A 10,880-nucleotide genomic window follows, 5' to 3' on the forward strand; every position below is an offset into this window, starting at 1 on the left:
GGAACAATTTTAGCGATCAGCAGTGCCTATTTGCGAATGTTCAACACGCCCTAGTGCAGGTTTAGTAAATTAGCACGAATTGTGCATTTTGGTCGTATTTGTGCGCTGAAATGAGTATGATAAACCTCTATCGGATAATTTTGAAATATTATGAGCAGTCGCGAACAAAAAAAACTTCAAACTCGGCACGCCTTTTTTAATGCCGTACTCGATCTATGTATGACAGGGCAGTCTTTTAGCTCTATCAGTCTCAGACAAGTCACGCGTGAGGTTGGCGTTGTGCCAACAGCATTTTATCGCCATTTTGATGATATGGAGTCGCTCGGTCGCGCCTTGGTCAACGAAGAGTTGGGTGGTACGCTCGCCACACTCAGCGATAGCCTACAAATTGGACGCAAGCGTAGCTTTGATCGTCAGATAGCGAAGAGTATTCAGTTGTTCTTATATATGGTCAGCGATCAGCCTTACTACTGGCAGTTTTTGGTCAGTGAGCGCTACGGTGGCTCAGAATCTGTGCGAAAAGCCATCAATGAACTGGTTAAAAAACATGCCCAAAGCTTAGCAGACGATCTAGCATTACAGCCAGCATTTACCCATATCAATGATTATGACCGTCGTCTGTTGGCTGAGGCGGGCGTAAATATGTTTTTTTCTTGGATTATCGACTGGTTAGAGTTGACCTACACTGAAGATCACGATGACGAAATCGATCTAAATGTCATCGAAGAGAATAAACAGTTGATGCTACATAACTGCACTCGCCAAGCGCAGATGCTATTTTATGGTGCTTACAACTGGAAATCTAGTGAAGAGACTCGCTTAAGAGATTAATAAAAAGCGCACTACCATTCATCAAAAGCTAGGACGAAACGCCCATAGTCGCTGCGTGACTACTTTGACTTCCTTGGGCTTTCCGCTAATGACATCGCTACTGCTACCACTAGTGTCATTTGTGGCTTGACTGTCGTTCGCTGCGTTTTTGCCAATTAATACGGTAGCAAAGCGCTGTCTTGCCTGACCAACAGTTGCATTATCACTCGCGGTAATAAGCGCCATAAAGGCTTGGCTATCAACTGCCAACAAAGGCGTCAATGCTGCCCGCTGCTTTTCATCTAAGCCACTCAAAATTGGCAGTTGCCATAGCTCATCGATAGACGTGAGCGCTTGCTTACTGCGTGTGTCGACTATCCCTTGCATCTGCTGACTGGTGGCACCATCGATCAGTGCGGCAAGCAATGCGGGGCTCGCAGTATTAATATTGATAGGTAAATAATAAGGAACCGCCGTCAGATAAGGTCGTAGTGTCGCTAACACCTCTGCACTCACCCCTCGAACCTCTTGTAACTGATCAACGCTAACAAAAGGCTGGTTTGGTAGTGCGCCATCTACTGAACGGTTTAGTTGCTGGGTATATACCGCACTTTCATCACCGCCATCTAGATAAACTTCACTGTCCGTATCTTGCCAATCGAGGACGGCAATAGCAATATCTGGTTCTAAATTCAACTGTGTTAAGAGACGCTGAAAAACTTCTAGCGCAGCAGTATCAACCGATCCATTCCAATACAAATTATTGAGGTTAAAACGACTGGCCTCATCACGTATCTCCACACTGACACTGTGATTGGCTAATGCGTATGGCGGTATTGGCTGTGCCCAGATATCTTGCTCACTATCGGTATCGTTGAGTTTGCTATCAGCACGAATCATCGTCACTGCTAACTGCTGACCGGCATCGATATCTTGCAATAGCTGATTTTGATCAAACAATAATCCGCTGCGCCTAATCGCAACTTTTTGGCTAGCAAGCATCGCCCCTGCCACCACCGTGATACTCACAACCAATAGCAAGATAGTGAGCAGCGCCACACCGCGCTGAGAGTTTGCTTTCATTGTCATAGAGAGCTTATGTTGCTGAGCAAGTGATGCATGTTAAATACTACCTTCTCAATTACTGTTTCCCACACTGCTATTATCTGTATTACTACCGCTATTACTGTTGTTACTATCACTACCATTATTATTGTCGCTGCTATTAGCAGCCTTTGCGCTACTACGGGGTATTGGTTGTGGCGCTAGTGCCCACTGCCAAGTGATTGGTATCTCTTGATAAGTAAAATTGATGGCAACCCCTTTGGGTAGTAAAACAGCATCAGGCTCAGCGCTTGCTGTATTCGCCGTTTGACCCAAGGCTATATTGGTATCACGGCTACTATTATTGACGTCATCGCTTGGAAATTTGGTGCTAAGCTCTGGCAAATAGGCTTGCCAACGCCCAGCAGTAACACCGTCTAATAACACACTGTCTAAACTGACGCTATCGCGCCCATCTTCAAGACTGGTATATTGACGGCGTATCAGGCGCTCATCTGCAAAAATATATTCAATATGCTGGATACTAGTGCTGCTTTGATAACGTGGATCAGGATCAGCGAAACGTACAAAGCTGATATGTTCACCATCTACCCTCATAAAAGGCTCAGGCGTATTGTCTTGAGCATTATTATTCGTATTGCCATTTATATCGCTACTCGCCGTCCCAGTATCTTGAGTATTAGGCGCTTGATACGGGATTATTTGTGCCATGTCTTGCTGTATTTGTAGATAAGCATATTGTAATACCGCCAAATTATCTGCATGACGTTGTGCGCGCTCGCGGGCGCGGTTGACACCATCAAATACTTGCCAGCCTGCCACTGCCAGCATGGCAAATATCGCCATGGCAACCATTAGCTCAAGGAGCGTGAATCCGCGCTGTAGTTTCATACTCACAAGCCGCCCCCTGCTTGTCCGATACTACTTTCACTACTTAAATCTAAACTGCCTGTGTCTTGGTCGGCATTGCTTAGCATGACACTAATATCAGTGACCGACGTGCCTGCCTGTCCATTTATAATTGGCGCTACTGCGATATTGACTTCTTTTAGTGCAGGTGTGATGGCATCACCGACAGTCATGACTACTTGCCAATCCCGCCCTTGAGCATTGATCGTTTGGGTCCGATTGGCCGTCAACCAAGTATCTTGAATACGCAAATCAGCCGCCGCGTTTTGTGCAACAAAGTGAGCAAGCGTGCGGGTGCGCAATATGTCCACTGATCTCAAATACGCACTGCTAGCACGGCTCGCTGCGACAGCCACTACCGCCAAAATCGCTAAGGCAACCATTACCTCAATTAAAGTAAATCCTCTCTCGCGTGTGGACTTGAGAGGTTGTGGCTGAGTTTTTATCATCGGGTACTGAGGCAGTTTTTTCACGATCGTTCCTGACCTATCATAATACTACCATCAGGCATAATCGTCATAACTTCACCAATTAAGCGCGAGTCATGTACCACTTCGATGGTGACAGGCGTTGCTTGGCCCGTACCAAACCATAGTACCTGCGGCACGCTTTGATCACTAAACCAAGGCTGTAGCGTTTGCGTCTGTCCTGTACTCGTTGAATTACTAGCATCCAAGCTCTGCACTCTGATACTCACGCCAGCGGGTAACTCAGGCAAGCTAACCTCTGACTCAACCTCCCAGCTCGGTGTTGGCTGAGTCTCTCCAGTAGAGTCTGACAGACTGCTCAAATCAGCAGACAGCTCCATTGCGTTCTTTGGCTGGCTGTCCCTGTTACCTACTAAAATATCAGCCGTTTGATAGGCAATATAAGGATTCGATAAGGTAACGATTACAGGCGCTACCTGTCCCTGCTTATCTGCCTGCAAACGTAAGCCCATTGGCTGCATACGCTCAGCTGATAGTAGACGGACATAGCTTAATGAATCGGCAAGATGTTCGTAAAATGCACGGTTTTTACGAGAATCACTACTGCCAACGGACAAGCTCATCATACCAGCAAATATAGATAGAATAACCACCACCACCACGATTTCGACCAGCGTAAATCCTGTCTGTGTCGCTCGCTTAGTTGATAGACTAGAAGTCAAAAGAGAGTCTTTGGTTGATGTAGTAAGGACATTACGGTGATAAGAAGAGATGGATATGATCTCAAAACGATTGAGACCTAAAGGCTCAGCGATTGTGGCTAACGGGCAAATGATCGCTTGGCTGGACTGAGTCTTGACAGTGACCGGCATATTGCACCTATAAGCCTATAATTCGGTTTTGTATAGCGTGATAGCGCTCACTTTTATAAACGCTAAAAAACGTTTTTTAGCGTGCCGCCATACCAAGGATAACAGCACACAACGTCACATAATAATTTCAACAGTCAATAAACCGCCTAATAGTTAGTATTGCGATGCTCTTCTGATTCTGTATCGATTTGCTCGACCAACTCTTGCATATCCTCATCCATCACCTCTTCATCTTCGGCAGGATAATGACTCGGCAATTCTAGAATTTGTTGAACAAAAGCGTAGCGTAAGGTGTCACGGCGACCCAGATAACGCTGGTAAAAGCTTGAATTTAGTAGTCCTGCACCGCCTTGACCCATCGCCCAAATAGAAGATAAATAATCACGCGTACTTAGGGTACTGTTCTCATCTTTTAGATAAGCACTGATAATATCAATCGAACGCTTCATACGCTGACGACGAATATCATATAATTCACCAAACAAGCGATTGAGACCAGTCACAGAGGCTACCAAACGCTCTTCAATTTGGTTTAGCAGCATGGCTTTTTGCGGGTTAAATAGTTGCTGAAAAATCATACGAGCAACGCCTGCCGAGGGACAGTCATCAATACGGTTGATATCGAATAGCTGCTCTTCATAACGAATAATAATACGCAAATAAAGCTCATCTTTACTAGAAAAATGCTTATAAAGTGTGCCTTTGGCCAAGTCAAGCTGATCGGCCAAACTGTCCAAAGTGATATCACCATCACCTGACTCAAGTAACAATTGCTCTGCCATCGCTAAGATATTTTCTTCTCGTGCCTTGAACTGATGCTGACGACTCATAATCTCTCCTAAAACATGACAAGATTAAGCATACAACCATCATTTATGGCAGTACATCGGCAACAAGAGTATGAGGCTACCTATACCAAAACTGCTCGAAAACTATAAAAGGGAATATGCTTATGTTTGCTAAATAGTCATTGATAGCCATGTGGTTGTATTTAGTATTATGAATACTCAAGGGGTTTGGATCACAAGGCTGTCTAATAAATGACTGATTGGTCATAGCATAACCATTTTAATGATACTGTGCCAGTAAATTTTCAAAGTTTTTTGCGGTCAATGCTCCCACGTCTTCACTGCTACACCCATACATATCTGCCAGACAACTGGCAACATAAGGCACATAGGCAGGCTCATTTGGTCGACCGCGTTTTGGCACTGGCGCTAGGTATGGACTGTCCGTCTCGATGAGCATTCTGTCTCTCGGCATTTTTTGAGCAGCATCCTTGATATCTTGTGCTCTCTTGAAACTCACGATACCTGAGAATGAGATATAAAACCCTAGATCTAGCGCGCGCTTCGCTGTCTCCCAATCTTCAGTAAAACAATGAATGATGCCATGCTCCGCCCCTTCACTTTTTAGAATATCAATCGTGTCTTCTTTGGCATCACGCATATGGATGACGAGTGGCTTTTTTAGTTGCTGACTGGCATGAATATGACGCGCAAGGCTGGCTTGCTGCTCTTTTTTGTTTTCTGTTGACCAGTAATAATCGAGTCCTGTCTCTCCAATTGCCCACACATGATCCGCTTTGGCCGTTTCTATCAGACGCTCGACTGTCGCCGATTGTAATATACCAATATCCTCACAAGGATGAATACCGACACTCATCCCTAGGTTTAAAGTCTCATCATTATAAGTGCTGACAATATCAGCAATCTCATCATATTCAGCAAAATCACACATGATCGCCATCGCGCGAGTGACATTAGCCGTTTTCATGGCGTCAATCGCACCAGCCAATTGGCCATCATATTTGGTTAGATCTAAGCGGTTAAGATGGCAATGCGTATCTGTAAACATAAATAATCTCGTTGTTGGAACAGTATCAGTAAAAGTTATTGGGATTTAACATTCGTTAGTGTGTTGATTGCTCTAAAGACTTATATTTTCAAGTCGAGAAAATATCGCTATAGTCAAACACAGCAATATTTAGGTGTGGCTATTGTTGATAATCTGGTTTGTAAATGCCTTATACTAATGTAGCGGCACCACACGCATCACCTCTTCTATCGTCGTCACCCCTTCACTCACGCGTTTTGCACCAGAGACACGTAAGGGTTGCACCCCTTCGCGGTATGCCTGTTGCTTAAGTACGTCTAAATTGGCATCGGCAGCGACCAATTTTTTTAACTCATTGGATAAAGGCATAATCTCGTAGAGCCCGACGCGCCCTTGATAACCAGTATGTCGACAGTGCTCGCAACCTTGCGCGATATAAATCTGTGTTGGTACTGGCGCGCGCCAAGGCTGAACAAGCTCTTGCCATTGGATGGCAATCTCACTATCTACGGTGACGTCCACAGCTTTTTTACAGTGCGGACATAGCGTTCGTAGCAAGCGCTGTGCCATGACGCCTAATATAGTCGCTGAGGTCAAAAAAGGCTGAATGCCCAGATCGTGTAAGCGCGTAATAGAACTTGGTGCGTCATTGGTATGCAAGGTCGAGAGTACCAAGTGCCCAGTAAGTGAGGCCTGCACAGCCATGTTAGCGGTTTCTGCATCCCGTATTTCTCCAACCATAATGATATCAGGATCCTGACGCATCAAAGAGCGGATACCATCTGCAAAGTATAAATCAATTCCTGGACTCACCTGCATTTGGTTGAATGCAGGCTCAATCATTTCGATAGGATCTTCAATCGTACAGACATTCACCTGCTCAGTGGCAAGCTGCTTGAGCGTGCTATAAAGAGTCGTCGTTTTACCTGATCCCGTCGGTCCAGTGACCAAAATAATACCATTGGGGTGGGCGGTCAGCTCATGCCAAGTGTCAAGCTGCTTACCCGATAGACCAAGCTGCGCGAACGAGCGCACGAGCACTTCAGGGTCAAAAACCCGCATGACCAGCTTTTCTCCAAAAGCGGTAGGCATAGTCGATAGACGCAGCTCAGTCTCTAGCCCTTTTGGCGTACGGGTTTTTAGTCGACCATCTTGCGGCTTACGTTTTTCTGCAACATTCAATCGTCCTAAGATTTTGATACGTGCCGTCACCGCCACGATAATCGCGAGTGGCATCTCGTACACGGTATGCAGCACGCCATCAATACGAAATCGCACTTTGCCCGTCTCACGGCGCGGCTCCAAATGGATATCACTGGCACGCTGCTCAAAGGCATATTGTAAGAGCCAATCAACCACTCTAACGATATGCTGGTCGTTGGCATCAGGGTTGGTGTTGTCACCCAATTGTAGTAATGCTTCGACATTGGTGACATCAGCGGCTGCCCGCTTGTGCACACTATTTGCCCCAGCTATCGCTTGCGTGACCTGATAGAACTCTTGGCGGTAGCGATTGATTTGCTCAGGATTGATATAGACCGTGCGATAGCTTTTTGACTTGATCAGCTTTTCGATGCTTGAATGCCAATCAGTGTAAAAAGGCTGATCTGTCCCGATGACCACTTCATCTAAAGTGACCTCAATGGGCAAAATATACTGTGAGCGTGCATATTCAAAAGACATCAGCTGCGTCACTGCCGGGACGTCAACTTTTAATGGATCAATACGAACGAGTGGCATGTCTGCTTTGGCCGCTAGCCACTGATTTAGCCAGGCTAGCGTCAATTTGTGATCAGAGCTATCCTCAAGAGCATGCCCATTAGGCAGCCCAAACTCACTAATCGTTATTAGTGGGTGCTGATCCTTATTGCGGCGACTGGTTATGACCAGATTATAGCCGCGCTGATCGATGACTTTATCGGCCAATAACTCATCTAGGCACCAGCGTAAATCAATCACTATCGAATAATTCTGAGCAGCCATATTTTTCTTCTTTTATTGTTTGGGGTATGTTGACAAACATGCTATCGATTCATATCACTTATATTGCCACTACCGCTGTTATTTGCAACTGTCCTGAGTCTATCAGCCAAAAGCTCACATCAACAGACTTATAGCGCATGATAAATGAGGTTTCTTTCTCTCTGCGGCGGTATGCAGGCCTTGGATCTTGCGCAATTAGCGCTTTAATAGCATCGATATCGGCTGCGACCAGCTTGTTTTGTATTTGATCAACGAGCGACGCCACGGTTGTATTTTTTGCAGCATTGTTTGTGCCTTTGTCTTTGACATCGATATCGCCACCTCTAGTAGAGGCTTCTGCGTTCACTTGTGTTAAAAATTGCTCATAAGCAGTCTCTGTTATGACCACATCTAGCAATGTTGGCGCAATCGGTGCAAAGCCACTTTCGGCAGACATCAGTGCGTCGCTATAAGCTACGTACGGCTTGATATCGATGATGGGCGTGCCATCTATCATATCAGCACCTTCAATAACCAGTAGCACACGGCCTTGTACTATCTCGATACGCTCAAGTTTGACGACGGACAGTCCTAGCGCTGATGGTCGATACATACTACGACTGGCAAATACGCCTATCTTTTGGTTGCCACCCAATCTTGGTGGCCGCACTTGCGCTCGAAAGCTACTATTGGCTTGATTATTGTCTTTATCTCGATAATTATGATGAAACTGCCAGCTGACCCATATATGGCTAAATGCTTCTAAACCATCAAACGCCGCCGGTGTATCGTAGGGCGCTAGCATTTCAATGGCACTGGTCAGCGCGACCAAATTTGGCTGACGCGGCGCCCCAAATTTTTGTGACAGCGGCGCACGATGGTAGCCAATGATTGGGACGTGGTGAGAGTTATCTAAAGACATATTGTCATCAAACATAGAGCAGCTCCAGTAATAAAAAACGGTTCTTTTTAGACAATTTGGCCAAATGATACAAAATTACTCACTAACGATATTCCATTTTATCATGCTGGTGGGTAGCAGCTAAACGGATTTTTACTTTAAAGTTTGATATCATGTGCAAGAAATTTTTTGATGAGAGTCTTTTACATTTGGCTTATTTGTAACTCCTCTTATCAATACTGATGATTTAACATGCACAAAAAATAGTCTACAGCCCTATTGGCTGATAGATAAACCTTATTATTGAATTTTACGGTAGGTACGTTTTAACATTCAGCTTTTTCGATAACTATTAGAATACTGATAGGTTTTTATATTTTTTAATCTATCATTGAAAATTTTGATTTAATACGTATTTAAGCCTAACGACAGCGATAACCACTTATTAATTAACGAGGACTTTATGTCAAAACTTCGCACCGAAACGGTCACAGAGGTTCATCATTGGAATGACTCTCTATTTAGTATCAAAACCACTCGTGACGACGGCTTACGCTTTCGTAATGGCGAATTTGCGATGATAGGTCTTGTTGTCGATGGTAGACCACTGCTACGTGCTTACTCGATTGCTAGTCCCAACTACGAAGAGCATTTAGAGTTTTTCTCCATCAAAGTTCAAGACGGTCCGTTAACCTCACGCTTGCAGCATATCAAAGTTGGCGATGAGCTACTGGTCAGCAAAAAACCAACAGGTACGTTGGTATTGGATGATTTATTACCTGGCAAACATTTATACATGCTCTCAACAGGTACCGGACTTGCCCCTTTCTTGGCACTTGCTCGCGATCCTGAAGTATATGAGCGTTTTGACAAAGTTATTTTGGTTCATGGTGTCCGCCACGTTGATGATTTAGCTTACCGCGATATGTTCGAAAATGAGCTGCCTAATGATGAAATCTTTGGTGAATGGTTCCGCGAAAAGTTCATCTACTACCCGACCGTTACTCGTGAAGAGTTTAGAAACCAAGGCCGAGTCACCGATTTGATGAAATCAGGTAAGTTATTCGAAGACATCGGTTTGCCTCCAATGAATAAAGACGACGACCGCGTCATGTTATGTGGCAGCATGCCATTCAACGCCGAAGTGTCAGCCATTCTAGATGATTTTGGTCTGACTGTATCACCGCGCATGGGGGTGCAAGCAGATTACGCAGTTGAGCGTGCTTTTGTAGGATAAAAATGTTGAATTGATCGAAAATTATTTTAAATAAGTCTTGACGATCAAAAATAGGCTGCTATAATACGCAGCCTATACAGAGTTAACCCTGTAGTCCAATTCGATAATATTTATTTAATAGACATTATATTCTAACATGCCAGTGTGATGGAATTGGTAGACATGACGGATTCAAAATCCGTTGCCTTTAAAAGCGTGTCGGTTCGAGTCCGACCACTGGTACCACTATACGAAACCCTTACAGTCTATAGATTGTGAGGGTTTTTTATTGCGTGAATTATTTATAAATTGGTCGAGTAATAACAGCGTAAAATAAAATTTTGATACTATCTTGATACTTTAATACATCTGCATGTTCACGTATTATAGTGCTATTAATATAATAACTGCGGCGTGACGGATGAATTATGAAAGTTAAGCTTAGTAAGAAGTTTATCGATTCAGTTGCATATGCTTCAAATGGTACAGACATCTACATGGATGAAGTATTAACGGGTTTTGCACTTCGTGTGGGTAAGCAATCTAAGAGATACACGCTTCATAAACGCATCAATGGTAAGCTCTATCGTGACGAAGTTGAAGAAACACTGACCCATGCTGTCAAATCCGTAGAACCAAACTTGGGAGATTTTAATTACGCAGCCTGACGATAGTAGTCAAACCACACCTGTCTTGGCGCTCGATAGCCCAAGCCCTTTTGAATCCTAGTCTGATTATAATACAGCTCAATATACCCAATGATATCGCTAGTGGCTGCAAACCTCGTTTTATAATCTTGATGATATACTAGTTCATTCTTCAAGACGCCCCAGAAGCTTTCTATAGGTGCGTTGTCATAGCAATTACCTTTGCCGCTCATT

12 protein-coding genes and 1 tRNA gene are annotated in these 10,880 nt (G+C 44.3%); 4 read left to right on the forward strand and 9 right to left on the reverse strand.

Features of this window, described 5'->3' with window-relative positions; translation table 11 throughout:
- The first annotated feature begins 150 nt into the window (after positions 1–150).
- On the forward strand, positions 151–831 hold the full coding sequence (locus L0G63_RS12400) for a TetR family transcriptional regulator (protein WP_301450934.1): 681 nt from the start codon (positions 151–153) through the stop codon (positions 829–831).
- Between the two features lie 21 nt (positions 832–852).
- On the opposite strand, the gene gspK is transcribed toward L0G63_RS12400, so the two are convergent.
- The 8 genes from gspK to tsaA all read right to left on the reverse strand — a co-directional run bounded on the left by gspK (position 853) and on the right by tsaA (position 8,819).
- Positions 853–1,899, reverse strand: coding sequence for a type II secretion system minor pseudopilin GspK (gspK, locus tag L0G63_RS12405; RefSeq protein WP_301450935.1), 1,047 nt, complete (start codon positions 1,897–1,899; stop codon positions 853–855).
- A gap of 48 nt (positions 1,900–1,947) precedes the next feature.
- Positions 1,948–2,766 (reverse strand): type II secretion system minor pseudopilin GspJ, encoded by an 819-nt coding sequence (gspJ, locus tag L0G63_RS12410; protein ID WP_301450943.1) that lies wholly within the window; start codon positions 2,764–2,766, stop codon positions 1,948–1,950.
- A 2-nt stretch (positions 2,767–2,768) separates the two neighbouring features.
- Positions 2,769–3,257 (reverse strand): type II secretion system minor pseudopilin GspI, encoded by a 489-nt coding sequence (gene gspI / locus L0G63_RS12415; protein ID WP_301450936.1) that lies wholly within the window; start codon positions 3,255–3,257, stop codon positions 2,769–2,771.
- Positions 3,254–4,084: a prepilin-type N-terminal cleavage/methylation domain-containing protein gene (locus L0G63_RS12420; protein ID WP_301450937.1), complete on the reverse strand. Its 831-nt coding sequence runs from the start codon at positions 4,082–4,084 to the stop codon at positions 3,254–3,256. The genes gspI and L0G63_RS12420 overlap by 4 nt, the downstream gene beginning before the upstream one ends.
- Before the next feature lie 146 nt (positions 4,085–4,230).
- Positions 4,231–4,914 (reverse strand): TetR/AcrR family transcriptional regulator, encoded by a 684-nt coding sequence (locus L0G63_RS12425; RefSeq protein ID WP_301450938.1) that lies wholly within the window; start codon positions 4,912–4,914, stop codon positions 4,231–4,233.
- Between the two features lie 238 nt (positions 4,915–5,152).
- Positions 5,153–5,941, reverse strand: coding sequence for a TatD family hydrolase (locus L0G63_RS12430; protein WP_301450939.1), 789 nt, complete (start codon positions 5,939–5,941; stop codon positions 5,153–5,155).
- A gap of 174 nt (positions 5,942–6,115) precedes the next feature.
- A complete protein-coding gene (locus L0G63_RS12435; protein WP_301450940.1) occupies positions 6,116–7,903 on the reverse strand; it encodes a GspE/PulE family protein in 1,788 nt (595 codons plus the stop codon).
- A 58-nt stretch (positions 7,904–7,961) separates the two neighbouring features.
- Positions 7,962–8,819, reverse strand: a complete 858-nt coding sequence (gene tsaA, locus L0G63_RS12440; RefSeq protein WP_301450941.1) for a tRNA (N6-threonylcarbamoyladenosine(37)-N6)-methyltransferase TrmO — start codon at positions 8,817–8,819, stop codon at positions 7,962–7,964.
- A gap of 427 nt (positions 8,820–9,246) precedes the next feature.
- On the opposite strand from tsaA, the gene L0G63_RS12445 reads away from it, so the two are divergent.
- From L0G63_RS12445 to L0G63_RS12455, 3 genes are all read left to right on the forward strand, one after another.
- On the forward strand, positions 9,247–10,020 hold the full coding sequence (locus L0G63_RS12445) for a ferredoxin--NADP reductase (RefSeq protein ID WP_186474753.1): 774 nt from the start codon (positions 9,247–9,249) through the stop codon (positions 10,018–10,020).
- Positions 10,021–10,158: 138 nt separating this feature from the next.
- Positions 10,159–10,245: transfer RNA gene (locus L0G63_RS12450), tRNA-Leu, on the forward strand.
- Between the two features lie 182 nt (positions 10,246–10,427).
- Complete coding sequence (locus L0G63_RS12455; protein ID WP_301450942.1) at positions 10,428–10,667, forward strand: hypothetical protein; 240 nt, start codon at positions 10,428–10,430, stop codon at positions 10,665–10,667.
- On the opposite strand, the gene L0G63_RS12460 is transcribed toward L0G63_RS12455, so the two are convergent.
- Positions 10,655–10,880 (reverse strand): IS3 family transposase (locus L0G63_RS12460; protein WP_058025687.1); only part of this gene is annotated, 226 nt, incomplete at its 5' end. The genes L0G63_RS12455 and L0G63_RS12460 overlap by 13 nt on opposite strands.

This window comes from Psychrobacter sp., assembly GCF_030454045.1.
Taxonomy (GTDB): Bacteria; Pseudomonadota; Gammaproteobacteria; order Pseudomonadales; family Moraxellaceae; genus Psychrobacter.

Excerpts from the sequence above, each read along its gene's own strand:
- L0G63_RS12400 (WP_301450934.1), top strand. The coding sequence starts at position 151 with ATGAGCAGTCGCGAACAAAAAAAACTTCAAACTCGGCACGCCTTTTTT.
- gspK (WP_301450935.1), bottom strand. The coding sequence starts at position 1,899 with ATGACAATGAAAGCAAACTCTCAGCGCGGTGTGGCGCTGCTCACTATC.
- gspJ (WP_301450943.1), bottom strand. The coding sequence starts at position 2,766 with ATGAAACTACAGCGCGGATTCACGCTCCTTGAGCTAATGGTTGCCATG.
- L0G63_RS12420 (WP_301450937.1), bottom strand. The coding sequence starts at position 4,084 with ATGCCGGTCACTGTCAAGACTCAGTCCAGCCAAGCGATCATTTGCCCG.
- L0G63_RS12425 (WP_301450938.1), bottom strand. The coding sequence starts at position 4,914 with ATGAGTCGTCAGCATCAGTTCAAGGCACGAGAAGAAAATATCTTAGCG.
- L0G63_RS12430 (WP_301450939.1), bottom strand. The coding sequence starts at position 5,941 with ATGTTTACAGATACGCATTGCCATCTTAACCGCTTAGATCTAACCAAA.
- L0G63_RS12435 (WP_301450940.1), bottom strand. The coding sequence starts at position 7,903 with ATGGCTGCTCAGAATTATTCGATAGTGATTGATTTACGCTGGTGCCTA.
- tsaA (WP_301450941.1), bottom strand. The coding sequence starts at position 8,819 with ATGTTTGATGACAATATGTCTTTAGATAACTCTCACCACGTCCCAATC.
- L0G63_RS12445 (WP_186474753.1), top strand. The coding sequence starts at position 9,247 with ATGTCAAAACTTCGCACCGAAACGGTCACAGAGGTTCATCATTGGAAT.
- L0G63_RS12455 (WP_301450942.1), top strand. The coding sequence starts at position 10,428 with ATGAAAGTTAAGCTTAGTAAGAAGTTTATCGATTCAGTTGCATATGCT.